The 24,303-nt window shown below is 66.1% G+C and carries 29 protein-coding genes; 8 read left to right on the forward strand and 21 right to left on the reverse strand.

Features of this window, described 5'->3' with window-relative positions:
• Positions 1-75: 75 nt before the first annotated feature.
• The 13 genes from ACBI99_RS37740 to ACBI99_RS37800 form a co-directional block, all read right to left on the reverse strand.
• On the reverse strand, positions 76-1,257 hold the full coding sequence (locus tag ACBI99_RS37740) for a tyrosine-type recombinase/integrase (protein WP_375074661.1): 1,182 nt from the start codon (positions 1,255-1,257) through the stop codon (positions 76-78).
• Positions 1,254-1,469 carry a helix-turn-helix domain-containing protein gene (locus tag ACBI99_RS37745; protein WP_375074662.1) on the reverse strand — a complete coding sequence of 72 codons (216 nt, stop codon included), beginning with the start codon at positions 1,467-1,469 and terminating at the stop codon, positions 1,254-1,256. Before ACBI99_RS37745 ends, ACBI99_RS37740 begins: the two co-directional genes overlap by 4 nt.
• A gap of 30 nt (positions 1,470-1,499) precedes the next feature.
• A complete protein-coding gene (locus ACBI99_RS37750; RefSeq protein WP_375074663.1) occupies positions 1,500-3,113 on the reverse strand; it encodes a replication initiator in 1,614 nt (537 codons plus the stop codon).
• A 3-nt stretch (positions 3,114-3,116) separates the two neighbouring features.
• Complete coding sequence (locus ACBI99_RS37755; RefSeq protein ID WP_375074664.1) at positions 3,117-3,701, reverse strand: hypothetical protein; 585 nt, start codon at positions 3,699-3,701, stop codon at positions 3,117-3,119.
• The gene (locus ACBI99_RS37760; protein ID WP_375074665.1) at positions 3,685-4,170 is read right to left on the reverse strand and encodes a hypothetical protein; all 486 of its coding nucleotides are present in this window, start codon (positions 4,168-4,170) and stop codon (positions 3,685-3,687) included. Before ACBI99_RS37760 ends, ACBI99_RS37755 begins: the two co-directional genes overlap by 17 nt.
• Complete coding sequence (locus ACBI99_RS37765) at positions 4,167-4,424, reverse strand: hypothetical protein (RefSeq protein WP_375074666.1); 258 nt, start codon at positions 4,422-4,424, stop codon at positions 4,167-4,169. The genes ACBI99_RS37760 and ACBI99_RS37765 overlap by 4 nt, the downstream gene beginning before the upstream one ends.
• Positions 4,421-4,771, reverse strand: coding sequence for an RRQRL motif-containing zinc-binding protein (locus ACBI99_RS37770; RefSeq protein WP_375074667.1), 351 nt, complete (start codon positions 4,769-4,771; stop codon positions 4,421-4,423). Before ACBI99_RS37770 ends, ACBI99_RS37765 begins: the two co-directional genes overlap by 4 nt.
• 94 nt (positions 4,772-4,865) lie before the next feature.
• The gene (locus ACBI99_RS37775; RefSeq protein ID WP_375074668.1) at positions 4,866-5,234 is read right to left on the reverse strand and encodes a hypothetical protein; all 369 of its coding nucleotides are present in this window, start codon (positions 5,232-5,234) and stop codon (positions 4,866-4,868) included.
• The gene (locus ACBI99_RS37780) at positions 5,231-5,437 is read right to left on the reverse strand and encodes a hypothetical protein (RefSeq protein ID WP_375074669.1); all 207 of its coding nucleotides are present in this window, start codon (positions 5,435-5,437) and stop codon (positions 5,231-5,233) included. The genes ACBI99_RS37775 and ACBI99_RS37780 overlap by 4 nt, the downstream gene beginning before the upstream one ends.
• 213 nt (positions 5,438-5,650) lie before the next feature.
• Positions 5,651-6,511 carry an FtsK/SpoIIIE domain-containing protein gene (locus ACBI99_RS37785; protein ID WP_375074670.1) on the reverse strand — a complete coding sequence of 287 codons (861 nt, stop codon included), beginning with the start codon at positions 6,509-6,511 and terminating at the stop codon, positions 5,651-5,653.
• Between the two features lie 86 nt (positions 6,512-6,597).
• Positions 6,598-7,542 carry a hypothetical protein gene (locus ACBI99_RS37790; protein WP_375074671.1) on the reverse strand — a complete coding sequence of 315 codons (945 nt, stop codon included), beginning with the start codon at positions 7,540-7,542 and terminating at the stop codon, positions 6,598-6,600.
• Between the two features lie 111 nt (positions 7,543-7,653).
• The gene (locus tag ACBI99_RS37795; protein ID WP_375074672.1) at positions 7,654-7,827 is read right to left on the reverse strand and encodes a hypothetical protein; all 174 of its coding nucleotides are present in this window, start codon (positions 7,825-7,827) and stop codon (positions 7,654-7,656) included.
• A gap of 200 nt (positions 7,828-8,027) precedes the next feature.
• Positions 8,028-8,345, reverse strand: a complete 318-nt coding sequence (locus tag ACBI99_RS37800) for a hypothetical protein (protein ID WP_375074673.1) — start codon at positions 8,343-8,345, stop codon at positions 8,028-8,030.
• 135 nt (positions 8,346-8,480) lie between these two features.
• Between ACBI99_RS37800 and ACBI99_RS37805 the strand changes: the two genes are divergently transcribed.
• From ACBI99_RS37805 to ACBI99_RS37815, 3 genes are read left to right on the forward strand one after another with little or no spacing between them, the layout of a single operon-like run.
• Entirely contained in the window at positions 8,481-9,902 is a 1,422-nt protein-coding gene (locus ACBI99_RS37805) for a helix-turn-helix domain-containing protein (protein ID WP_375074674.1), read from the forward strand.
• A 34-nt stretch (positions 9,903-9,936) separates the two neighbouring features.
• The gene (locus tag ACBI99_RS37810) at positions 9,937-10,632 is read left to right on the forward strand and encodes a RibD family protein (RefSeq protein ID WP_375074675.1); all 696 of its coding nucleotides are present in this window, start codon (positions 9,937-9,939) and stop codon (positions 10,630-10,632) included.
• 35 nt (positions 10,633-10,667) lie between these two features.
• Positions 10,668-11,087 (forward strand): deaminase, encoded by a 420-nt coding sequence (locus ACBI99_RS37815; RefSeq protein ID WP_375074708.1) that lies wholly within the window; start codon positions 10,668-10,670, stop codon positions 11,085-11,087.
• Between the two features lie 535 nt (positions 11,088-11,622).
• Here ACBI99_RS37815 and ACBI99_RS37820 read toward each other — a convergent pair.
• Positions 11,623-12,591 carry a hypothetical protein gene (locus ACBI99_RS37820; protein WP_375074676.1) on the reverse strand — a complete coding sequence of 323 codons (969 nt, stop codon included), beginning with the start codon at positions 12,589-12,591 and terminating at the stop codon, positions 11,623-11,625.
• Positions 12,592-13,139: 548 nt separating this feature from the next.
• On the opposite strand from ACBI99_RS37820, the gene ACBI99_RS37825 reads away from it, so the two are divergent.
• Entirely contained in the window at positions 13,140-13,436 is a 297-nt protein-coding gene (locus tag ACBI99_RS37825) for a DNA sulfur modification protein DndB (RefSeq protein ID WP_375074709.1), read from the forward strand.
• Between the two features lie 858 nt (positions 13,437-14,294).
• On the opposite strand, the gene ACBI99_RS37830 is transcribed toward ACBI99_RS37825, so the two are convergent.
• From ACBI99_RS37830 to ACBI99_RS37840, 3 genes are read right to left on the reverse strand one after another with little or no spacing between them, the layout of a single operon-like run.
• Positions 14,295-16,061, reverse strand: a complete 1,767-nt coding sequence (locus ACBI99_RS37830; RefSeq protein WP_375074677.1) for an ATP-binding protein — start codon at positions 16,059-16,061, stop codon at positions 14,295-14,297.
• A 53-nt stretch (positions 16,062-16,114) separates the two neighbouring features.
• Positions 16,115-16,486 (reverse strand): GIY-YIG nuclease family protein, encoded by a 372-nt coding sequence (locus tag ACBI99_RS37835; RefSeq protein WP_375074678.1) that lies wholly within the window; start codon positions 16,484-16,486, stop codon positions 16,115-16,117.
• Complete coding sequence (locus tag ACBI99_RS37840) at positions 16,483-16,971, reverse strand: hypothetical protein (RefSeq protein WP_375074679.1); 489 nt, start codon at positions 16,969-16,971, stop codon at positions 16,483-16,485. Before ACBI99_RS37840 ends, ACBI99_RS37835 begins: the two co-directional genes overlap by 4 nt.
• Before the next feature lie 829 nt (positions 16,972-17,800).
• On the opposite strand from ACBI99_RS37840, the gene ACBI99_RS37845 reads away from it, so the two are divergent.
• Positions 17,801-18,910: a nitric oxide synthase oxygenase gene (locus ACBI99_RS37845; protein WP_375074680.1), complete on the forward strand. Its 1,110-nt coding sequence runs from the start codon at positions 17,801-17,803 to the stop codon at positions 18,908-18,910.
• Between the two features lie 41 nt (positions 18,911-18,951).
• Entirely contained in the window at positions 18,952-19,725 is a 774-nt protein-coding gene (locus ACBI99_RS37850; protein ID WP_219518292.1) for an enoyl-CoA hydratase-related protein, read from the forward strand.
• A gap of 17 nt (positions 19,726-19,742) precedes the next feature.
• Here the strand turns inward: ACBI99_RS37850 and galK are convergent, their stop codons facing one another.
• Complete coding sequence (gene galK, locus ACBI99_RS37855; RefSeq protein WP_219518291.1) at positions 19,743-20,858, reverse strand: galactokinase; 1,116 nt, start codon at positions 20,856-20,858, stop codon at positions 19,743-19,745.
• Between the two features lie 70 nt (positions 20,859-20,928).
• Between galK and ACBI99_RS37860 the strand changes: the two genes are divergently transcribed.
• The gene (locus ACBI99_RS37860) at positions 20,929-21,783 is read left to right on the forward strand and encodes a 1-aminocyclopropane-1-carboxylate deaminase/D-cysteine desulfhydrase (RefSeq protein WP_375074681.1); all 855 of its coding nucleotides are present in this window, start codon (positions 20,929-20,931) and stop codon (positions 21,781-21,783) included.
• Here the strand turns inward: ACBI99_RS37860 and ACBI99_RS37865 are convergent.
• Both ACBI99_RS37865 and ACBI99_RS37870 read right to left on the reverse strand, forming a co-directional pair.
• Positions 21,708-22,379 (reverse strand): DUF6766 family protein, encoded by a 672-nt coding sequence (locus ACBI99_RS37865; RefSeq protein WP_357591956.1) that lies wholly within the window; start codon positions 22,377-22,379, stop codon positions 21,708-21,710. The genes ACBI99_RS37860 and ACBI99_RS37865 overlap by 76 nt on opposite strands.
• 79 nt (positions 22,380-22,458) lie before the next feature.
• Positions 22,459-22,836 (reverse strand): hypothetical protein, encoded by a 378-nt coding sequence (locus tag ACBI99_RS37870; RefSeq protein ID WP_219518285.1) that lies wholly within the window; start codon positions 22,834-22,836, stop codon positions 22,459-22,461.
• Between the two features lie 41 nt (positions 22,837-22,877).
• Here ACBI99_RS37870 and ACBI99_RS37875 point away from each other — a divergent pair, with 41 nt between their 5' ends.
• Positions 22,878-23,381: a DinB family protein gene (locus ACBI99_RS37875; RefSeq protein WP_219518283.1), complete on the forward strand. Its 504-nt coding sequence runs from the start codon at positions 22,878-22,880 to the stop codon at positions 23,379-23,381.
• Positions 23,382-23,391: 10 nt separating this feature from the next.
• On the opposite strand, the gene ACBI99_RS37880 is transcribed toward ACBI99_RS37875, so the two are convergent.
• Positions 23,392-24,264, reverse strand: coding sequence for a LysR family transcriptional regulator (locus ACBI99_RS37880; protein ID WP_375074682.1), 873 nt, complete (start codon positions 24,262-24,264; stop codon positions 23,392-23,394).
• Between the last annotated feature and the right edge of the window lie 39 nt (positions 24,265-24,303).

Below are 24,303 nucleotides of genomic sequence, written 5' to 3' on the forward strand. Positions count from 1 at the left end.
TCTCACAGGTCAGGCCCCCTCTCGTAGATCGAGGACCGGGGGCCTGAGTCGTTCCGGGAGCCAACAGGGGAGCCACTACCCAGCCTGGTCACCGCTCCCGAAGACCGCGTCCATGGCTTCGGCACCATGGACGATGACCGGCCTGATCTGGTGCCGGTAGACGGTCTGCGTCGTGCTGGGCGTCGAGTGCCCGACGAGATCGGCGATGCGCTCAACCGACACGTTCCCGTCGCTCAGGATCGAGACGAACGAGTGCCGGAGCTCCCGAACCTTCCAGCGGCCACCGATGCCGGCCTTCCTGGTGATCACGCGTAGGCCACGCAGCACGCGCATGGGGTCGAGCAAGGTCCCGTCGTCGCGGGTGAAGACCAGGCCATGTTCCTGCCACGCCTCACCGGCCGCGTGCCGTTGCGTGGCCTGACGGACGCGATGCCGCTTCAGTTCCTCGACCACGAGGGCCGGCAGGGCGAGCGCCCGACGTGACTTCTTGGTCTTAGTGTCTCCGCCGACCCGGTCGGCGCGCAGGACCGAGATGGCCGGCGGTTTGCCGTCCAGGTCCACGGCATCCCAGAGGAGCTTGCGCGCCTCCTCGGGCCGGATGCCGGTGAGGAGTGAGGTGATGACGTACGCGCCGAACGTCTCGCCCTCACATGCCTTGAGGAGCGCGACGGCCTGGTCCAGCGTGAGGGACGTGCTCGGCCGTCCTTCCTGCCCGCGCGGTGTCTCACACAGGGCCGAGACGTTGCGGCCGACGAGTTCCCGTTTCTCGGCCATACGGATCACACGCGTCAGCAGGTTGTGCACTTGGACGATCGTCTTGGTGGCTAAGGTACTGGCGAGTTCATCGAGCCAGAGATCAACGTGTTCAGCCCGAAGGTCCTTGAGCCGGTAGTTGCCGATCTTCGGCTTGATCTGGTTCTCAGCCATGGAGCGGGCGTGAGTGATCGTGCCGGGACTGCGGCCTTTGAGCCCGTGAACAAGGAAGTCGTCCACGGCGTCGCTGACCCGGTAGTTGGCCCTGGTCTTGATGCCCTTGTCGGCCTCGTCGCGGAGCTTCTTGACCTTGGGGTTCAGGAGCTTGACGGCTTGGGCTCGCTGCTCATCGACAGGAACGTCCTGCCACCTGCGGGGGAGAACTGCGGACACCTTACGGCGGACACGACGGCCGGCTCCGTCGAAGCCGAGGGACACGGCGGCGACCCAGGCGTTCTTGCTGGCGTCGAAGTAGAGCGAATAGTCGAGGTCTTCCTTGCTCATGCCGCCCGTCCTTCGAGCTGCGCGACGTACTCCACGAGCGCGGTGGCCGAGATGCGACGGCAGCCGTCGATTTTGATCGAGCGGATGGCTCCACTCCGAAGCAGCGCGTAGACCTTGGTCCGGCTGATCCGGAGCTGGACTGCGACCTCCTCAGGCTTATAGAGCAACGGCACGGTCGTTGCCCCGCTGGGAGATGGAACCGAGGTGGACATGTTGGTGCTCCGTTCGCGTTCTGAGGTTGGTCAGGCGGCGAGCGATGCGGACGAACTACATGCCTGTTGGTGGGCGAGTTCTTCGCGTCCTGCTCGGGTGCGTTCGCGGGCTTGGGCCGCTGCCGTGTTGGCGAGGAGTTGGTCACCGGTCGTGTGCCAGCCGGTGCCTGCATAGGTGAGGAATCCGATGACCAGGGTCGTTTCCTCGGTTTTGCTGTCAAGGATGGCTTGACGCTGAAATGGCGCTGTTTCCGGGTGTCCCTCTGACCCTGGGTGGCTTCTGTTGAGGGCGTGTGCGCGTCTGTAGGCGGCTCGTTGTTCGCGGATGGAGCCGAAGGTGATCGAGTAGCGGCGGGCTTTGGTGAGGAAGTGTCCGCCGAAGCCGAGCATGTGCGCCCACCTGCGCAGTCCTCTCCATTCTGGAGGGTGACCGAGGCTCCAGGCGGCGGCGATCAGCCGTTCGGGGTGACTGCCTTCCGGGTTGGCGTACAGGCCGATGGTGTCGGTGGTCAACCGCCGGGAGGCGTGGCCGGTGGCTTCGGTGCCCTTGGTGGAGTACTTGGCCAGATAAGCGGCTACGGCTTGGTCGTCGAGGGCGTCGCCGGAGGCCGACAGGGTGATGGGCCGGACCTCGTGTTGGTGCCCCCACGCGATGTGCCAGCCTTCGGGCTGGTCGGGGTGAGCGGAGGTGGCGTAGGTGATAACGGTGGCGGCTTGGGTGACGGCAGCGGTGATGTCGTCGGTGGTGATGCCGGGCGGGGGCGGAACGATGGCGTCGGGCAGGTCAGGGTCAACGCCATCCAGGCGAAGCAGGATGTGAAAGTGGACGGCACCACGGGCCTGGTATTCGGCTGCTTTGCCGTGTGAGAGCCGGACTCTGGACAGGCCGAGTCGCCGAGCAAGCTGGTTGAGGTGTCGCTCGGCATGTTGCTTGGTGCGGCGCCAGAGTTCTCCCGCGCAGTGGTTCCACACGACATGGTGGGCGTAGTCGTAGCAGTCGGAGCACAAAGGCCGGCCAAGTTGCTCGTCACCGGGGGAGTGGCGCTGCCAGCAAGCCAGTGGTCTCCCGTGCGGGCAGACGGGGCTGTCGCGGCGGGCGTGGCAAGGAGAAGGGCGACAAGTACAGCGCGTCTTGTTACGGCAGGAGCAGTGACGCACGTTGCGAGTGTGGACGAGCCCGAACGAGGGGGCGGTGAGGGTGGCGAACACGGCCGGATGGGTGCGAACGGTGTCAGGGACAGTCTTGCCGCCTACGAGTCCGGCGCGCACGAGGTGATAGGCGTCGTGCTGGTAGGTGGTGGCGCAGGCAGGGCAGACGGTGTGACGGCGGTTGCCGCACGCTTTGTAAATGACCCCGTCCGGCAGGGTGGAGGTGTGCCGGACGCTGAGGATTTCGCCGGTGCGCGTGTCGACGGTGGCCAAGTTGCCGCGCAGCAGTATGGGACGGGTGCAAGCCGCGGCTGACTCGACGTGGCCGAGCCAGGCCGGGTAATCGGAGCGTGCAGCGCGTTCCAGTGCGGTGCGAACATGCTGGCGCAGTTCGTGCGTGAAGGAAGCTTCGGTGTTCGCCCCCACCCCCGAGACCGGAGAAGTGGTCCCGGAGGTGAGAGCCAGCGCCGAAGCGATGTCGAGCTGGAGAGGCATACGTCAGTGCCGTCCTTCCAGGACGGGGGTGGACAGCTGTAGGACCGGCAAGGCCGGAGCCTGCTCCTGGAAGGTGCGGTCGGTATGCGTGGCGTCCTGGTGCTCAGGAGCGAGGGGCGTTTCCGCAGGTTCAGCCGTGGCTTCCGGCTCAGGACTCGGCACGGGAACCGTGATGGTCGTCGATGAGGTTGCGGTGGGGGTGCGTGAGAGCACGAGTTTGGTGAGAGCGAGGAAGGCCAGAGCGGGAATGGCGGCGATCAGCCAACCAACCGGGTGGGGCTCGGCGACGGCGATCTGGGCCGCGATGGACAGGCCGGCGGAGGCGATGAGGACGATCATCGGGTAGACGATGGGCTGACCGTTGCGCTTACGTCGCCGGACCTCCAGGCCGGAGGCGGTGGGGGTTAGTTCGGAGATGACGGCGTTAGCCCAGCCGAACCATTCGCCGGTTCCTTCGGGACTGTTGGCCATGGTCCAGTCGTGGACATGAGTGAAGGAGGCGGCTCCGGCCATGAGACCGACCAGGAGCAGGATGACGAGCTGGACGCCAGATTCGACACGTTCGGCCCGGTTAGTGGGTGAGGACATGGCGTTCCTCCGAGACGTCGTGTTGGGGGACGACGGGTTGGTGGCAGTCGAGGCAGGTGATGGAGGCCGTTGCCAGGAGTGAGGCCGCGTGGTGAGTCACGCGGTTGCACGCGCAGATGGCAGGCACGACGTTGATGCCGTACGGAATGACGGTGTCGGTGGTGAGAACACGCTCGGAGCTGGGCACGTCCCAGCCGGTGACACGCGGGGTGACCCCGCATAAGGGGCAGCAGCGTGAGGCTCCGCCACGCCGTTTCAGAGAACGTTCGAGGTTGCGACCACCGGTCCAGACGCGGGCGACGACGAAGTCGATGCCTTCAGCGGTGACGACGGCCATGAGGCGGGCACCAGTGCCGTTGCGGTGCTGGCGCAAACGGCGGTTCAAGTCGCCGGGGGTCCAGCCGATGTAGTGGCGGGCGTGTTTGTAGGGCCGTTCGAAGTGCAGCAGGTAGACGGTCCCGATGTTCATGGACGTTCACCGCCCCAGCGCTGTTGAGCGGCTTGGCGGGTAATGCCGAGAGGGCGGGCGATGTCTGCCCAGGAGTAGCCGTGTTGGGCACGGAACTGCGTGACGGCCTGGGCGATGGCGTGGTCGAGTTCGGCGACGACGCCGGCGAGGTCAGCGAGGGCTTCGATGTCGCCTTCGGCGATGCGCTTGCTATAGGCGCGGATGATCCTCTTGAGGAACGCGGCGTAGTCGGGGGTCTCAACGGAGCGGCTCATGAGGCGCTCCGCTTCATACGACGTACGCGCTGGGCTTTGTCGAGCGTGTCCAGTTGCTTGCGAGAAGGCTTGCGCTTGGGCAGTGCGTGGGCGATGTCGTAGAGGTAGGCGAAGCGGCCACCTTTGCGCCACAGGATCTGGGCGACGGGGGCTTGTCCGCCGGGGCGCAGGCCGAGGGCGGCGAGTTGACGCCGAGTCTTCAGGTTCTTAGGGGCCCACTTCCATGGGTAGGTGGGCAGCCCGTACTGGCTGCCGGTGGGGTCGTAGAAGACGACACGGGTTCCGGGGGTGGCATTGAGCCGTTCGAGCTGCGGTATCCGGGCACCCGAGGCGGGGATAGAGTGCATGACGGTTCTGCTCCTTTGCTTGGTCGCGCGGAGTGGGATCTGAGAGGCGAGGGCCGGAAGTCTTTGGCGAGAGGTCCGGCCCTCGCGCGTGTGATCAGTCGGTGCCGTCAGGCAGACCGATGGGGTCACCGCAGCAGGCGCAGTGCCAGCCGTGAGCGGTCAAGTAAGCGGAGCGACACTCTCCGTTGCACAGGACGTACTCGGGGACGCCACGGCTGTCGGTGCCGATGATGAGACGCGAGGACTGGCAGATGGGGCAGGCCAGAACCCAGGAGACAAGGCCCATGGCAAGGACCTCGATGCAAGCCGGGCAGTAGACACGCCCGTTCTCGCGGTGGCCGACAAACCAGCCGGCCTGGGTCGCCTCGATCAGGGCGACGGTGTTCGGACACTGGTTGTCGCACTGGGCAGTCCAGTTGCGGAAGTCAGGAGTGCCGTTGGAGCGATAAGCCTTGTGGATCACAGCGACCTCCACTGAGGGTCGTCGTAGGCGGAGACCGGAACCGTCATCGCGGTCAGTTCCTCGCCGTTGTCGATGTCGTTCTTGAGCCAGAACATGGGCAGGCACCATGTGGCCGGGCGGCTGAGCTGGTCGTACCAGCGCGTGTGCTGGACGGTGGACGGGCTTTCCAGCCAGGCGATGCGGTTGTTCGCCTCATCGGACACCGAGGTACACCTCCCCGCACCAGGTGCATTCCAGGGCGCCCTCACGGCCCCGGCCGGTAGTGATGGTGATCTGAGCGAAACTGCTGTTGCTGCACTCGATGCAGCACAGAGGCAGCCTTTCCACGTTGTGCTCAGCGGGAGGTGCGTCGGGCCAGGGCACCTCGTTCGGGGCCGGGACCGCGTCACGGTCGTTGGACATGGTCAGTTCTCCGTTCAGGCAGCGAGAGGTACGGGGGCCTGGTCGCCATGCCGGCGGACCCAGGTGACGTAGTCGACGAGCTGGTGGATTTGCCCGTCAGTGAGGTAGGCGGCTTTGACCAGATGAGGGATGCCGCCTTCGGCGATGAGGTAGAAGACGCCGGGGGTTTCCGGGCTGATGGCTTGGGCGTTGAAGCCAGCCGAGGCCCAGCCGTGGCCGAGGATGATGTCGGAGCTGTTGGGGGTGGTGCAGCGGAAGGCTGCCCGGTAGCCGAACAGGTCGCGCAGCGAGGTGGGGATGATGTCCACACTCGGGCGTTGGGTGGCTGCGATCACTGGCATGGCGCAGGCACGGCCCCGTGCGACCAGGTCACGTACGAGCGCGATGAACTCTTTCTGCTGCTCGGGGGTGCCGATGGTGGCGGTGTAGTAGGCGAGTTCATCGATGAAGACGCCGATGACCTTGATGGCATCGCTGGACTGGAACTTGCGTCGGCCGTGGGCGACCAGCCAGGCGTAGCGGCGGTCCATGACCTTTTGCAGACGCCGCAGGACACGAAGACCCTTGTCGATGTCGGGGCCGACGAAGACGCCGCCGGTTGCTTCGGCGGCTTCCATCCACATCCCGAGTTCGACCCATTTGGGGTCGAGCAGGACCGGGGTGAAGTCGTGGCACAGGAAGGCGTGCCCGACGAGGTTTTGGATCAGTACGGACTTGCCGCCGCCGGGTTCTCCAGCGTCCAGCAGGTTGTGATAGACCAGGTCGAGGTAGACCGGGTTGCCGAATTCGTTGATCCCGATGAACACCGGGTCGAACATGGACATTGACGGCGCTACCGGGATCGTGGCCTGGAGTTCGGAAAGAGCCGCGTGCATGGCAGCGTCACCTCTTACGGTTCAGGCGAAGGTGAGAGGTGCTACCGGGAGGGCAGTGCGAAGGTCTCCCGGTAGCGGACGACGCGTCAGATCCAGTCGAGGTCAGGGTTGTCCGTGACGGCCTTGGTAGAGCCGCCAGTGACGGCCGGGGGCCGGCCGTTCTTCCGGGCTGGACGCTCGGCAGGGTCGGTGTCGTCGATGTCCGGCACGTCAGCCAGGTCGAGCTGAGCCGGAACGGGGGCGATCGGCCGGGTAACGGCCGGAACGTCAGTCGGCAGGTCCTCCGTGAGAGGGGAGCCGACCAGGCCGCCGAGGACATCGCGACGTTTGATGTCCAGGTAGATGACGGCGGAGTTGGAAGGTCGGGCCTTGGTCACGGTGACCGAGGCGGCCCAGCAGGCGACAGCGATTCTGCCGAGCTGGGATTCGATCTGATCAGGCGACAGGCCCGGACGCAGCCAGACCCAGACGCGCTCACCCACCGGGATGGGCTTGGCCAGACCGATGAACGGCAGGCGGCCGTGCCGGTCGGTGGGGAGGAAGGAAGCGAAGCACGTACGCAGGCGATGCCGGACGATCATGCACCACAGCAGTGAGATCGTGTACCGACGAGAAGGGGGTACGAGGCTGCAACCAGCGATCACGCTGGCGTAAGCGGCGCCGGTGATGAGAGCGTTCGTCTGCTCTTGGAGGTACACCCAGCCGCCGACCACCAGCAGGACGAGGGTGATTTCCGGCAGCCACCACCAGATAGCCCGAAGAACGGGCCAGATGGCGATGATGGAAGCGATGAGCCCGCCGATGATGGTGCCGGCCGCGAAGCCGATCGGAACAGCGGCGAGTGGGGGCAGGTAGTAGGTGGAGATGATGGCGGCGAAAATGCCGACGACCGCCAAGACCACGCCGAAGGTGATCTTCGCGGTGCGAAGGTAGCTGTGCTGAACGTTGGTCTGAATAACGGTGACGGAGTTGCCGCGACGACCGTAGCCACCTCTGTTGGTTCGATGCGTCCCGAGGGTACGCTTTGACATGACTCTCCTCCTCCTGGCGAGGGGCGGGGTTGAGAGCGGGACCGTGACGTGTAGGAGCTGAAACGGTCCCGCTTATTCTTTTTCGTCTGCACACCTGAAAAGGTGCGACCTCTAAAGGGTGTCGAGTTCGAGGCTGAAGTACAGAATGCTCAGCTCATCTACGCCGAGCTCGCGCTTAACGCAGTTTTCGATGATGTGCGTGAAGACACTCAGCCGGCTCGTCCCGGGCTGGACGTCGATGGTGCCGGAGGCAGTGGCTTGCGTGCTGCCGATGAGTACGGTCATGAGATACATGTACCGAGTTGCGGTGTTCGGGCTTGTGTTCATGACGATTGATCTCCGTCCCAATGCAGTGGGAAGAGGAGCGAGATCGGCTCAACGAATTGAGCCGATCAGCGCCCGACATTGCAGGGGCGATGTAGGAGCGAATCTCCCCTTGCATCGAGTTGCCGCTGGGCAACGCGTACTGAGGTAAGGACTGCGGTCTACTTGCTGGCCGGAGCACCAGCGGGCTTGATGTCAGCCGCGCGGTAGGCCACGCCGTTGCGACCGTTGGTCGCCCAAGGCAGAGCCTCCAGCTTGAACAGGGCGACCTGGGAACCAACGCTCACCGTGGGCCTTTCTCCGGCCGTGGTGACGTTGATCATCTCGCCGCCCGTCTCGTCCAGCGCCATGACCTGCGTGACCCACATCGGTCGGCCGGTCTCCCGCTCGGACTTCTGACGCCCGTTCTGGTCGGCCTTCTCGACCGCCTCCTTCGTCACCATGAACGACTTGCCGGTGACGTCGATGAGGAGCTTCACGAGCTCACCTCCGAATCGAGGGCCGCGCCCTTGTGGCGCGAATTCCCATGTTTCGAGGTTGGCGCTTCTTCTCGAATTCAGGGATACTTTCGAAGTGGCCAAGGAGGATGACCACATTGACCTCACGGAGGCAACATGGGGCAGCCCAGGAAAGAGCTGACGCCCGACCGCTCTCCCTTGCACCTCTGGGGTTCCGAGCTACGGGCGTGGCGTGATCGCCGGGGTCTCTCACTGGCCAAAATGGGTGAACTTATTCGTTATAACCCCAGCTACTTGGCTCGCATCGAACGAGGCGAACGGAAGCCTCCACGCGAACTAGCTGAAACCGTAGATCGCGAACTCAACGCAAGCGGGGCGCTTCTTCGACTCTGGAATCTTGTCGACCCCGACCCGAATGACGTTCGTCACCCCGGTCATGTGGCCAATCTGCCTGACCATGTGGCCAACACAAGTCAGGTGCTGGCCACAACGGCTCATCCGCAAGCAGAGTCGGAGGAGACAGGGGTCACTGTCCCCTGCCGCACTTCAGACGGAGGGATCATCTTCGTGACTCTGCCCCGCCGTACGTTCTTCAGCGGCCTGGGTCTTAGCGCTGTTACGGCGTCCATCGCCGGACCGCCGGCTGTCGCGCAAGCCGGATCAGTACCTCTGGTAGGCGTAGCTCCAGACCTCAATCCCGCGGAACACTTCCGCCAACTGCGCCAGGTCCTCATCGACAACGACAACCTGTTGGGACCACTGCGCACGATTCCAACCGTGGAAGCCCAGATCGGCGCCATCCAGCAGCTCCGCCAAGTCCACGGCGGCACCGACGGACGCGATCTGCTTTACATCCAGACGCAGTACGCCGAGTTCTGCGGATGGCTGCACCACGACGCAGGCAACTTCCAGGCTTCGAGATACTGGCTCGACAGGGCCCTTGAGTGGTCGTACGCGACCGGCGATGCCGACATCACCACGTACATTCTTGCGCGTAAGGGACAGCTCGCAGGCGACATGGGCGACGCCATGACCGCAGTCGGAGTCTCGACGGCGGCGAGGGCCCAGGCCCGCCCGGACACCAAGCTTGGAGCGATCGCCGCCACGTACGTCGCGTACGGCCACGCGTTGCAGAAGGACCCCACAGCAGCAGCTCGCGCCCTTGACGATGCCCAAGCACTGCTGTCCGGCCTCGATCCCGCATTCCCAGGAGTCTGGGGCACTTGGATGGATTCGTCCTATGTAGACATCCACCGAGCGCGGAGTTGCTACGTCCTCGGCGACCACAAGCGTGCAGCCGAAGGCTTCCAGAAGGCGATCAGGCAGTTGCCCTCCGGCTACCACCGTGACCGAGGTGTCTATCTCGCCAGAGAGTCGCTCGCCCACGCGGGAGCGAAGGAGGCCGAGCAGGCCGCCGCTGTCGGCCTCCAGGCCCTTGGCATCGCGCAGGCCACAGGCTCCGCTCGCATCATTACCGAACTCACCAGGTTGGACGGCCAGTTGGAGCGCTGGGGAAGCGTTCCCGCCGTCTCCGAGTTCCGTAATACGTTCGATGAGCTTGTAGCCCACCAGGCATAAGCCCACCGCACCCACACACGAAGGACGATCACTCTTGTCTCCGCGCCCGTATGTACTGCTGAGCTGCGCTGTCTCCGTAGACGGTTACATCGATGACACCAGCCCTGACCGGTTGCTGCTTTCCAACACTGCCGACTTCGACCGAGTGGACGAGGTGCGCGCCCAGAGCGACGCCATCCTTATCGGTGCCACCACTATGCGCAAGGACAATCCGCGTTTACTCGTCAACTCCGAGGCGCGACGCGCTCGACGTGTTGAGCAGGGACTACCGCCGTATCCGCTCAAAGTGACCATCACTACCACTGGCGACCTGGATCGCAATCTGAAATTTTGGCACCACGGTGGCGAAAAAGCGATCTACTGTCCGGACTCGACGGTGCCGAAGCTCCAGGCGAACTTGGGCGACCTCGCCAGTGTCGTTGGCGCTGGACCTACTCTTAGCCTGCCAGCCATGCTTGACGACCTAGGGTCACGTGGAGTGCGCCACCTCATGGTCGAGGGTGGAAGCACCGTCCATACGCAGTTCCTCACTCAGGGCCTCGCCGACGAGATACACCTTGCGATTGCACCAATCTTCGTCGGGGACTCGAAGGCTCCCCGCTTCGTCAACGATGGCGTCTTTCCTGGCGGAACCGCCCACAGGATGAAGGTCGCGGAAGTCAAATCCGTTGATGATGTCGTCTTGATCCGCTACTTGCCGAAGCACTCCTCTGGAGACTTCACCTCATGAATCCTAGTCAGGCCACGGACTCTGATCGCCAGTGGATGGTGCGAGCAATCGATCTCGCTAAGAATTGTCCGCCATCCTCCACGGCTTTCTCCGTCGGTGCGATCATCGTTGACAAGGATGGGCGGGAAGTTGCAAGTGGATACTCGCGAGACACTGACCTCCACGTGCACGCCGAAGAATCAGCGCTCTCCAAAGTTGGCGAAACGTCCTTGGACGGTGCAACGCTATACAGCAGCCTTGAGCCTTGCTCAATGCGGAAGTCGCGTCCAACAACATGCTCGGAACTCATCCTGGCTGCCGGCATCCACCGCGTGGTGATCGCGTGGAGAGAGCCCAGCCTATTCGTGGCAGATTGCCAAGGAGTCGAACTGCTCCAGCAACACGGAGTCGAAGTAATAGAGCTACCTGACCTTGCCGCTCTGGCCAGCCAAGTAGGCATGCCTAAAGGGCGGTAACTATGCGGCCTGTGAGAACTTTCTCTACATACTTAAAGCGGCCCTGACCGGGCCGCACGCGCCGCCGACTCGGCGCAGGCCGGGCACTCCACTCGGGCTCCATGCCCGACCCGCAGAACGCCGGTCGGCTGGCGCGGACGAGGACAGGGCCGCTTTGAGGAGGCGCACGGTTCTGCTCACGGGGCCGAGCTGGTCAGCGCACGCTGGAGCAGTCACCGGGCTAGCCTTACTGCGTGCCTCCGGCGGGGGCGCTCCGGCTCCGGGATGGCGTCGCACGCGTGTGCCGGTGACGGAGTGGCTGACGTGGAAGCCCATCCCGTCTGCCATCGACCCAGGCAAGCCCAGCAGCCCGACTCCTCCGCCGCAAGCCCGGCTGTGACCGTTGGCGCCTCATGACCGTGGAAGCAGCCCAGGCGAAGGGACACGCCAGGCCGGGCTTGCGTCTCCGCCGCCGGCCCGCTGCCGCTCCGCGGTGGGTCGACGGCAAACGGGATGGCGGTGGGGGAACGCGCCGAAGGCGATCAGCAATGAATGTTTAGTCGTAGTCCGACTCTTCATCCCATTCGTCGTCAGAGGCCGGCGGCTTTAGATGCGCAGTGGCAAGCAGTTGTTTCGAGCTGGGCGATATATCGCGCCTCCATACGCCATCGCTTTGTATCCACCAGCCTGGCTCTGGCATGCTCCAGTTCTCCGTGCTATTTTCGGTGGCGATTTGAGTTACTAGCATTTGGAGACTCAATAGAAGACCACGGGTAGCCACCCTAGGTGCGTGAAGAACGTATGGGAGAGCGAGACGGTCTTGCCCTTCGATTGGTTCCTCGCTCCAGTCCTCTGGCTCGGGTACCGTTCCATCGCCATGGGCAGGGATATTTCGCATAGCGTTTCCGGCCGCAAGCAGCATTGCTGCCTCAGACCGTATGGGGGTTGCTTCGAACATGCGGCGCACCGATGTTAGGTCGGAGTCCTGCATAACGTGTTTACGAAGATGGCGCAAGGTGCAGTTATAGTGCACAGGAAGTTGCGTGGTAGGAACTCTCTGAGTTAAGTATTTGGCTGCACGAATATATCGGCGGTCGTATGCGGTTTCCCTCGGGATCGATGGAAGGCGTATTACCTTCAACAGGCGCTCAATCGCACTCCACACATAATGCAATCTAATTTGTTCCGTCGCCCAGTCGCTGGCGATGTTGTTGTGAGCGTCGTTGTAGCGTACTGCGCTGCCACAAAGCCATGTTGAGCCGTCGTCCTCGAAGCGTTCAATATCAACGAATCGAAGTCCAGCGGCCATCTCAAGCCATTGCTGAATTCGCATCCATTCATTAGTAAATGCCTGCATCGAAATGTTCTCTTCGAGAAGATCAGGCGTTGGTGCGATGGCGTTAAATACGCGTTTCAGATGTCTCGCGTGATCGTCAATACTCCGTAGATCTGGACAGTCAATATTGTCGAGAGGAGGTGGTTTATAAACACTGTAGCCCGCCGTCATTAGGGACGATATGTCCATTGGACTTCTCCCTCGCTATGCCGGTGCAACACGCCTGGTCTCAACAGGATATCCCGAAGCGGTCCTTTCGCCACACGGATCGAGCCGTACTGCCCGCACGGCAGCCAGGGTAGACGCCAGTTGAACCACAACAACCATCCATGCGAGCGCCCGTGGGACCCGGTACTGGGACCGGCCTGCAACCCCCGCCTGCAGGTAGCTTTACGGTGAGTGATCGATATGGCTCCTACGCGCGCTCCGAGTGGCGTGTTCTTGACCCTGATGATTACGTCTTTTCTGTGCTAACCGCCTACGGTTCGTGAGGGTGGCAGACCAAGCGCCAGGAGGTGCGGGCCGGTCCGTTGGTTCCATGGCCTCGCACTTCTACGCTGAGGTGCTCGGTGTTCCACAACTTCGTTGAGATGGAGAGCAGCAACCTTTCAGTTCGATTGACGCAAGCTCTTCACGCTCAGCGGGTCTGTACTCGGCGATGAGTGCCCTCCTTCAAGGGCTGAAACTGGGCAGCGGCTAGGACCAGCGGACTTCTGTCGCGGGGCTGCTGGGATGGCATAAATGATCTTATCCGGGCCTGGGAAGAGGCGCGGAGACGATCTCTGTCCGCCTCGAGAGAAGCAAGCAGCGCCTACATGCGCAGGGAGTCGCACTCGATGCGCCAGGGCTATCCCGAGAGCACCCTGCTTCGTAGATCCCTTGATCAAGAAGACTGGAAGCCCCGGCTCGCGCCGCTGCACAACGTCGACTGGTCACGAACCAATCCTGACTGGGAGGGAAGCGCAATCATCGGCGGCCACGTCTCCAAGAATCACCAAAATGTCGTACTCACAGTGAATTATCTACGCCATTAGGTCGGTCTTGAGCTGGCACCAGCAGTTTCTCCGAGGCAAACAACACCGAAGTTTCAGGCGCTTAACTACTTGGGGCCTACACGTGCGCAAAGCGCTTGCGCCCCAAGAGACCGGCCTCCTGGTGCCGTTCGCCAGGGTCAGAGCACCATCTGCCACGACAGGAGATCACAAATGGAGAGTAAGCAGGGCATCTGGGTGGCTATCATCGCCACCGCAAGTCTCGTCGCATCTGTTGTCGGGGGCGGCCTAGCCTGGGTCGGGGGTACTCCTACTGCCCTCGCGATACTCGTAGGCGCAGGGAGCTTCGCTGGCTTCATGACACTTGGGCTGGCCATCGCGAACTTCTTGGCGCGATCTCAACCTTAGAGAGCATTGAAGCGGGGAAGGTGCTGGCCCCGCGATGTGCTGGGCGCAGACAGTTGATCACCGGATCCGACGACACTGCGCGGTGAGAACGGTGTGGTGGAGGTGCACGACACCACGAGTCCCGAGGTCAAGCGAGTGGCCACGGCCGAACACGGATGAGCAACAACCCGGGACTACAAGGCGTGCTGTCCCGGCTCGCAAGCTCACGGTTGCCGCCGACGTCGTCGCGGCAAACTGAGTGACATCTGGAGCGCCTGTCCCGCTCGCCAGTGCACAATCCAGCACTCGAAACCCCTTGTCTATCAGGGCAAATACCAGCTCAGATGCTCATTATCTGTGCTTACAAGCGAAGGGTCACGAGCGGCTCCGGTAGACAACGCCGCCACCCGATCCACAGCTTGAGTGCCGACTTCAGTGAGCCGCGCCGCAATGGGAACACCCCGCTCAAGATTGCCTGGGCGGGGTGTTCATGGTTAAGCCGTAAGGGGGCGGTTAGCCCTCTTCCTTGGCGAGTTCCTTCATGTAGGCCTGAGTGTGCTGGCCCCAGTAGCTTCGGAGGTTGTCGAAGATGTCCGGGTCGCGGTGCAGGTTCTCCGCCTTCGCGTAGGCCAGGAAGAGCATGTCGAGGCTCATCCACGTCCGACGGATCAGGTCGTGCATGTCCGCCGGCTCCTGCTCGTCGAACTGGCGGTTCGCTGAGTCCTTCAGGGCGTCGTAGATGTTGCGGATGAATGGGTGGCGGTGGTTCAGCCTAAGAGTCGCCTTACCGTTCAGGTGATCGATGGCCATGAGCTCCTTGCCCGGCCAGTTGCCGTCAAGGATGGTCAACGGGTGTTCCAGGATCTGCGCACGGATCTTGTCCGCCGTTGCCGCGTCAGTCTCTGGGTCGATGTCAAGGTCCGCGAGGATTTCGTCGACCTTCGCGTTCTCCTCCTCGGGCGTTAGATCCAGTCCCGCCTGACCACGTGGAGCGGTCTGCTCCGAGCGGTCGACCACCTCCTGAATCACCGAGCTCCGCCCGTCGCCGCTCGCGGCCTGGGCGGCCACCGCGACATCAGTCCAGTGGCGACGGATTTCCTTGCGTGCCTGGATCACGGTCCGCTTGAGCCAGTCGCGCAGGGCCTCACGTAGCTTGCTCACGGGCTCGGCCCCCCGCTTGACGTGACGAACCTGGAAGTACTCGTCCAGGTCGGCCGGGAAGGAGACCTCGATGCCGATGTAGCGGTCGCCGACCTTGACGCCGGACGGCAGCATGCGGGGCACGATGTCGTAGTAGATCTCCCGGCCGTTGCGCATCATGCTGATGCGCCCCTCGTTCTCCTGGTTGATCTGAAACTCGCGGATGTCCCTGCCATCGATATCCTTCTCACCACCATCACCCATACGGTGGCGGAAGACTTCCGGAGCGATCGAGACGGTCACGCGGACGTCGTGCCCGTCGATCGTCAGGATGGTCTCATCGAAGATTCTTCCCCTGAGCTGGTCAGGCGTGATGTCCTTGCGCCCACGGTAGCGGGCCTCGATGCGCGGGTTGTCGAGCAGAAACAGCGGGTCGTGCAAGGTGGTCTGCTTGCCTTCCAGCGTGATCACCAGACCGTTGTCGATGAACTCGCGATACACTCGCGCGATCGACTTACGGAGGTCCTGGATCTTGCTTTCGAGGGACGTACCGTACGTGCCGCCGCTCGACAGGCGGTCGATGTCCTGCCAGAGGACTAGCGTGCCGCTCTCGAACGGCTTGCCCTTCTCGTCCACCATGAGGTGGGCGTGCTCAGCCGGCCAGCCCTCCACCTTGACGGCTTCGATGAACTCCTGCTCGCGGTTTTTGATGAGCTTGAGGTCGAGGAAGGCGCGGTAGTACTTGTCACTCCCCGCCGGACGAGTGACCACCTCGATCCGGGTGCCGACACTCAAGGCGGCGAGCTTGAGCCCGACGCCGAAGCGGCCCAGCCCCGAGCGCTGGCCGTAGCGGCTGGAGTAGCCCATCTTGAGCACCTGCGGGAGCATCGCAAGATCGATGCCGCGACCGTTGTCGGCGAAGGCCAGCTCGGTGATGTGCTTCTTGTCCTTGGAGTGGGTCGGTTCGATCCGGATGATCGTGGCGTTAGCTTCGATCGAATTGTCGATCGGCTCGCCAGCGGCGGCCAGCAGGTCGAAGCCGGCGTCGCGCATGCTCTCCAGCGCCTTGTCCACCTCGATGATGTGGGAGGTGTGCGGTGACGCAAGCGAAGGCGTCTGGAATGTCGGGTGGGCGGTCATGAGATTCCTTTCGTCTGCCTGAGGTGCAATCTGCGTCTCGGGCGATGGGTTGGTTAGGTGGAAACGGTCTTGAGCCGCAGGCGGTTGGAGCGGATTTCCTTCAGGGTGTCCAAACAGAAGGGACAGCCCGGGTCGCTTGCCGCACTGCGCTGCGGGTGATCGACGTTAGTCGTACGGTCGCCGAGCGCATGGAACAGACTGCACTCCATGGTGTAGGCGTTCTGTGCTGTGAACGCCACGTCGTAGGTGAAAAAGGAGTTGGGCCAGTTCTGCGAGTGCTCGATCAGGCGACGCCGCAGACTGGTTTCGCTCCGGCCGACGTACACGGGCGCGGCGGGGCCCCAGAGGACATAGGAGCCCATCACACCCTCCGGGATGAGGGCGCGGATCAGCCAGGGCTTGAGGCGGTAGCGGCGGGTGCTCACGCGGCCAGCACCTCCGCCTGGTAGATGGCCCAGGCGCGGCTACGGGCACGAGAGATGCGCTCGCGCATGCGCCTCACCGGGATTCCGTGCAGCACCGCCAAGGTGTCGGCGTCGTGGCCGCTGGCCAGGGAGCCGAGGAGTGCACGGTCGGCGGGGCGCAGCGCGGTCGAGGTGTCGAGCCAGTGCAAAACGTCGACGACCCCAAAGCCGGTCTCGTCGACGGCGATGATGTCCTCGATGGTCGACTCGAACTGCCCCGAGTCGTCGAGCGAAGTGAAGGCACTCTTCTTGCCCTGTCGCATCATGCCCCAGCGCGCGTGCCGGATCGCGTTGCGGCGCTGGTAGTGCTCCGGGAGGGTGTTCTCGGGGTGACGAAGCAGTTCGTCAAGGGCGCGCTCGCCGCGCTCCTGCGTCGCGAAGTCGACGCTGCTGAGGACCTGCCGCTGCACGTGGCACACGGCGTCCTGGGTCTCCTGGGAGATCATTCGCTTCTCCGGCTTCTGGGTGCGAGCGCCGAGACGGTCGGTCGCATCCGGTCGGGGGTTTCTCGGGTGGCTGACTGCGAGCGCCAGGTGGTCGGTCGCAGTCGTGAGTGGCGAGAAATGCGTATTGAGTTGTGGACCACATCGTACCGCTGGTGACCGACATCTGATGGGGATCGTCAGCAACCAGAGCCGTACATCAGTAGTGGCGCACCAGACGGGCATGGATTGCGCGCCCGTATGCTGCGATCGGATGAGTTCCGAATGGTCATTAAACGCCCGTGGACTGTACGTGCAGGTCAGAGTAGGTGCCCGTGAGAATCCCGCTCCTTCAGTTAACTGAAAGGGGAGGGCTACGGACAGCCCCAACAGCGCACAGCAGCCGAAGCGTGATTGGCTGACGGGCCGAAGGGGAGCCAAGTCGGGAGCCACGCCACGTGAACGAATCTTGACCGGATCGGACCCGGTTGACCGACCAACAGCACCTGTGAATCCCTTCGAACTGATAAGCACGGCAAGAGCCTGGTTCGAGTCCTATCGCGGGAGCTTGCCCACCTCAGGCCCCCTTCCGACACCGGAAGGGGGCCTGAGTCGTTTCCGGACGTTGAGGCGCAGGTAGCCCGGTGTAGTCGGCAGGTTACGCGGTTTCGTGTTTTGCCGGACACGGGAGGGATCGGCGGGTAAGGATGGGACCGTCGCGCCGGGGTCCGTCTCGGGGCGGCTGCCGCGGACAAGCCCGGGACGGTGGCGTGGAGAGGACGCCGCCAGCAGGAGACGCCGCCGACCCGGAATCGGCGGGGCGCTCCGTGAACGGAAATGTGCTGGTTACTGCGTGCGTACCTGGATCAAGTCCCTGCGCCCCACCGAGCCCCGTACCGACGCCCGGGAAGCCGAGCGGTTCATCAGGCTCTTCCATGCCGAGAACCCGGGCGGCGGCCTGAACGCCCGGTTACGTGACGTCGCCCGGGAGATCGCCCGCCGGGGCACCTACACCCACACCGGTGAGGAGCTGCGGTTCGGCGCCCGGGTGGCCTGGCGCAACAGCAATCGTTGCATCGGCCGCCTCTACTGGAAGTCGCTGAGGGTGCGTGACCGGCGGCACGTCACCGGGGCCGAGGGGGTGGCCGTGGAGTGCGTGGCGCACCTGCGCGAGGCCACCGGCGACGGCCGGATCCGGCCGACGATCACGGTGTTCCCGCCCGACGCGCCCGGCCGCCCCGCGCCGAGGGTGCTGAACGAGCAGCTTGTCCGCTACGCGGGATACCGGCGGCCGGACGGCTCGGTCGCCGGGGACCCGCGCTATGTGGCGTTCACGGCGCTGGCCCGCGAGCTGGGGTGGCGGGGCGGCGGCGGAGGCAGGTTCGACGTGCTGCCGCTGGTCGTCGACCCCGGCACGGGCGGCAGGCCGCTGCTGGCGAACCTGCCGGGGGACGCGGTGCTGGAGGTGCCGATCACGCATCCGGAGTTCGCCTGGTTCGTCGAGCTGGGGCTGCGCTGGCACGCGGTCCCGGCGATCTCCAATCTGTGCCTGGAGATCGGCGGCGTCGGCTACCCGTGCGCGCCGTTCAACGGCTGGTACATGGGCGCGGAGATCGGGGCGCGCAACCTGGCCGACGCCGACCGCTACGACCAGCTCCCGGCGGTCGCCGCCCGGCTCGGCCTGGACACCTCCACCGAGCGCTCGCTCTGGCGCGACCACGCGCTGGTGGAGCTGAACGTGGCGGTGCTGCACTCGTTCGCGGCGGCGGGGGTGACGATGACCGACCACCACACGGAGTCGAGCCGCTTCCTGACTCACCTGGCGCGCGAGGAGAAGGCCGGGCGCACCTGCCCCGCCGACTGGTCGTGGATCGTGCCGCCCATCTCCGGCGGCGTCACCCCGGTCTTCCACCGCTACTACGACAACCCGACGCTCACGCCGAACTTCGTGCCCCGGCACTGAGCCGCCTTGCACCCCCGGCCTAGAACATGCTTCTGTTAAGCATGGCCGAACTCGTGCTCTCCGCCCTCGACCGGGGCGTGCTCACCCTCACCTTCAACCGTCCCGACCGGCTCAACGCCTGGACCGGCGACCTGGGCCGCCGCTACTTCGACCTGCTGGAGCAGGCGGAGAAGGACCCGGACGTGCGGGCGATCGTGGTGACCGGGGCGGGCCGGGGGTTCTGCTCGGGCGCCGACTTCCAGACGCTGGCGTCCATCCAGACCGGCAGCTACGACGAGGAGCCCGACCCCCGGCCCGTCACCTTCCCCACGACCGTCGCCAAGCCGGTCGTCGCGGCCGTCAACGGCGCCTGCGCCGGGCTCGGCATGGTCCACGCCCTGGTCTGCGACCTGGTCTTCACCGCCGAGGACGCCAAGTGGACCACCGCCTTCTCGCGGCGCGGCCTCATCGCCGAGTACGGGCTGTCGTGGGTGCTGCCCCGCGTCATGGGCCAGCAGCGGGCGATGGACGTGCTCCTGTCCGGCCGCACCTTCACCGGGCGGGAGGCGTACGAGCTGGGCCTGGCCAACCGCGCGCTGCCGGGCGGCGAGCTGCTGGAGCACGCCCAGCGGTACGCGGCCGACCTGGCCGCGAACGTGTCGCCCGCCTCGATGGCGGTGATCAAGCGGCAGGTGTGGGGCGACTGGACGGCGTCGCTGGAGGAGGCGGCGCGAGCGGCCGCCCGGGAGATGGCCGCCTCGTTCGGGCGGCCCGACTTCGCCGAGGGCGTGGCGAGCTTCCTGGAGCGCCGCCCGCCGAACTTCCCCCCGCTGTGAGCCAGGGGGCCGCTCGGTCAGGAGACGCGGTGGGCGCCCCGGGCCGGGGTGGCCGGCAGGAAGCGGGGCGCGGCCCAGGAGCGCTCGGCGTAGGCGGCCGAGACCGACGCCTTGACGCTGTCGAGGCGGTCCTCGGCGACCAGCGCGATCGCCGAGCCGCCGAAGCCGCCGCCGGTCATGCGGGCGCCCCGGGCGCCGCCCCGGATCGCGGCCTCCACGGCCACGTCCAGCTCCGGCGAGGACACCTCGTACTGGTCGCGCAGCGACAGGTGTGAGGCGTTGAGCAGCGCGCCGATCTCGGCGGGCTTGCCCGCGCGCAGCATCCCGACCAGCGCCTCCACCCGGTGGTTCTCGGTCACCACGTGCATGACGCGCTTGCGCTCGTCGCCCTGCAGCAGCTCCAGCGCCCCGGCCAGGTCGTCCACGTCGCGCAGCGCCTCGACGCCCAGCTTGCGGGCCGCCGACTCGCACTCGGCGCGCCGCTTGGCGTACTCGCCGCCCGCGTGCTCGTGGTGCACGCCGGTGTCGATGATCAGCGTGCTCAGCCCCTCGGCCGCCAGGTCGAGCGGGATGCCCCGGGAGCCGAGCGAGCGGCAGTCGAGGAACAGCGCCTGGCCCTCCTTGCACAGCGCGGAGGCGGCCTGGTCCATGATGCCGCAGGGCATGCCGACGAAGTCGTTCTCGGCGCGCTGGGAGAGCAGCGCGATCTCCATGGGAGTCAGGCCGAGGCCGTGCAGGTCGTCGAGCGCGGAGGCGACCGACACCTCCAGGGCGGCGCTGGAGCTCAGCCCGGCGCCCTGCGGCACGTCGCCGTCGACCGCGATGTCGGCGCCGGGCACCCGGTCGCCCAGCATGGCCAGGACGCCGACGACGTAGCGGGTCCAGCCGCGCGACTCCTCATGGGCGGCGATCGTGACGGGCTCGGGGGAGCCGGACTGCAGCGAGAGCAGGCGGATCGTGCGGTCCGCGCGCGGCGTGACGGCGGCGGTGACGCCCCACGGCACCGCGAACGGCAGCACGAAGCCGTCGTTGTAGTCGGTGTGCTCGCCGATCAGGTTGACGCGGCCGGGCGCGTGCCAGACCGTCTCGGGGTCCGAGCCGTACGCGGCACGGAAAGCTTCAACAACCCGCATAATCCAACACTCCTCAACATTGGCCCGACCGTAGACTAGCGCCACGGGCACCACGGGGCGAAGGAGAGGCATGCAGGAGCTTCCGGCACCCGGTCCCGTGCGCGTCTTCCTCAAGCGCGACGACAACAAGGCGCGCAAGCTCCGCCACAACCTCGGCCACGCCCGCGTGCTCACCTTCGGCGGCGCCTACTCCGGCCACATCCGGGCGGTCGCGGCGGCCGGGCGGCGCCACGGGTTCGAGACGATCGGCGTGATCCGCGGCGAGGAGCACCTGCCGCTCAACCCGTCGCTCGCCTACGCCGTCTCCTGCGGGATGCGGCTCGACTACCTCGACCGCGCCGCCTACCGGCGCAAGCACACGCCCGAGATCGAGGCGATGCTGCGGGAGCGGTGGGGCGAGGTGACGATCCTGCCCGAGGGAGGCAGCAACGCCGCCGCCGTCCGCGGCTGCGCCGAGCTCCCCGCGGAGATCACCGGCCCGTACGACGTGATCTGCTGCCCGGTGGGCACCGGCGGCACGCTGGCGGGCATCGCGGCCGGGCTGCCGGAGGGCCGCCGGGCGCTCGGGTTCGCGGTGCTCAAGGGGGCCGGGTTCCTGGCGGGCGAGGTGGCCAGGCTGCAACGCGAGGCGTACGGGCGCGTCCGGCCCAACTGGGCGGTCAACCTCGACTACCACTTCGGCGGCTACGCCCGCACCACCCCCGAGCTCGACCGGTTCGCCGCCGAGCACCGGGTCGAGAGGGTGTACGTCGCCAAGATGCTCTACGGCGTGCTCGACCTCGTACGGCGTGGCCACTTCGCGGCGGGCACCCGGATCGTCGCCGTCATCACCGGCGAGCCTTGGCCGCCTCAGCCCTCCACGCCTGTCGCCGTGTGCGCCGCGCCGACCGGCTTGGACTCGGGCGAGCCGCGCTGGCGCAGGTAGATGGAGAGCACCACCATCGACAGCACGGCCAGCAGCTCCGACTGCCAGTTCTGCAGGCTGCGGTCCCAGAAGTCGGGCGAGGTCACGTAGCCGCCCCAGGTGACGGGATCGCGCAGGGCGCTGAGCCGTTCGGCGTTGTACGAGGCCAGCCCCGCCACCGACTGGGCCAGCCACGACAGCACGAAGATCGTCCCCATCGTGAGCCCCAGCGAGTTGCTGAACAGCCACAGCCGCAACCCCCTGGCCCGCGCCCAGGCCGGCGAGTCGGCGTCCGCGTAGGGGCCGATCTGCTGCTCCTCGTCCGACTCGGCGCCCTCCTTGCCGGGCTCCTTCGACTCGGGCGACCCGCGCTGCACCATCCAGATGGTGAACAGGATGAACAGCAGGAACTGCAGATACTCCGACTGCCAGTTCTCCGCCACGTTGACCGCGAAGGCCGAGGACGTGACGTAGTCCAGGTAGCCCACCGGCTGGCCGCCCTCGACGAGCTGCTGCTCATTGTGGCCGAGCATGCCCGCGAGCCCCTGCCCGGCCAGGCACAGCAGGAACAGCGTCATGAACGCGATCGACAGTGCGTTGTCCCTGATGCGTCTCATAGGTGCGAAAGCCCCATCCCGAAGAAGAAGATCAGCCCCGACACGATGATGATCAGGGTCAGCGTGAACATCACCCGCATCAGTTCTCCACCTCGCAGTCGTAGGGGAGATCGGGCACCGGCTCGCAGCCGGCCGCCTTGACCCGCCACCCGTCGGTGTAGCGCTGGAGGAAGAGCGTGTCGCCCGCGAGCCTGACCAGCGCGGTGTCACCCCAGACGGTCACCTCGGTCACCCCGCCGGGATCGCCCAGGTTCAGCTCGCGCAGCGCCTCCGGGCAGCTCTGGCCGCGATCGGGCAGGTTCTCGGCCGTCTTCCTGGCCAGCATCGCGCAGGCCGCCTCCGCCTGCTGGGCGGCGAGCGCGGCGCGGAACCGCTCGGCCGCGCGGGCCGGCCCGGCGGTGTCGATGGCGCAGCCGGTGACCAGCGCCAGCGCCAGCACCCCGGGAACGATTCTCATGAGCCACTGCTACCCCGGCGATGATCGGGCATGCTTGGGCGATGCAGAGGACCGACACTCCCGCGACGTGGGACGAGCGAGCCACGCTGACCGCGTTTCACCGCTACGCGCGCGACACCGCCCGCCACAAGTGCGAAGGGCTCTCCGACGCCGACGCCAGGAAGGCGCCCCTGCCGGCCTCGCCTCTCATGACCGTCGCCGGCGTGGTCAACCACCTGCGCTGGAACGAGCACTGGTGGTTCGAGGTGATGTTCCTGGGCCGCGAGGACCGGGGCCCGTGGACCGAGGCGGACCCCGACGCCGAGTTCACCGCCGCGCTGGAGCTGCCGCTGGAGCGGGTGCTGGCCGAGTACGAGGCGCAGTGCGCGCTCGTCGACGAGCTCGTCGCGGACGTCGGCCTGGACGCCACGTCGGCGCGTACCGACAGCCGGGGCGACCACCTCACGCTGCGCTGGATCATCGGCCACATGACGGAGGAGACCGCCCGCCACAACGGCCACCTGGACATCCTGCGCGAGCTGATCGACGGCGCCAAGGGCGCCTGACCCGGGGCCGTCAGGTGACGGCGGCCAGCGCGTCCAGCAGGTGGCGGACGGCGGGGGCCGGCGGGCCGGGGGCGACGGCCAGCGAGGTGGTCAGCGTGAGCCCGGCGAGCGGGCGGATGACCACCCGGGGGATCTCCGGCAGGGTGGTGACCTCGTAGAAGACCGTCCACGACGGGGCGCCCGCGCCGATGCCGGCGAGCGTCTCCTGGAACGTCGTGAACGGCGGCCCGGGAGGCGGCGCGACCCCCGCCTCCCGGCAGGCGTCGGTGACCAGGTCGTGGAAGGGCGGGTTGTCCTCGCGGGGGGCGAGCCGGAGCGGGAGGTCCGCGAGGTCCTCCAGCCGGAGCTCCGCCGCGCCCGCCATCCGGTGCCCGGCGGGCAGCGCCACGTAGAGCGGGTCCGTCCAGATCGGGAGCAGCTCCAAGCCCGGCGCGTCGCCGAGCGCGCGGACCAGGGCCGCGTCGAGCTCGCCCGACCGCACGGCCGCCAGCCGGGCGGGCAGCGGCAGGCGGCGCGGGCGGACCTGGAGACGCGGGGCGCGGGCGGCCAGCTCGTTCAGCGTCCGGAAGATCCGGTCGCCGGGCCCCTGCACGATCCCCAGGCGCAGGACGCCGTCGGCGCCCGCGCGGATGTCGGCGGCCACCTGCCGGGTGCGGTCCGCGGCGGCCAGCACGGCCCGCGCCTCGGGCAGCAGCCGCTCGCCCGCGCCGGTCAGCCGCACGTGCCGGGTCGACCGGTCGAACAGCGGCACGCCCAGCTCGCGTTCGAGGCGGCGGATCTGCTGGCTCACCGCCGACTGCACGATGCTCAGCCGCTCGGCCGCGCGGCCGAACCCGCCCTCCTCGGCGACCGCTGCGAAGTACGCGAGCTGCCGCAGCTCCACCGGCGCCCCTCGATTCATCTCGATCGGTGATGACTGCAG

The organism is Nonomuraea sp. ATR24, assembly GCF_041950485.1.
In the GTDB taxonomy this organism is placed as follows: Bacteria; Actinomycetota; Actinomycetes; order Streptosporangiales; family Streptosporangiaceae; genus Nonomuraea; species Nonomuraea ceibae.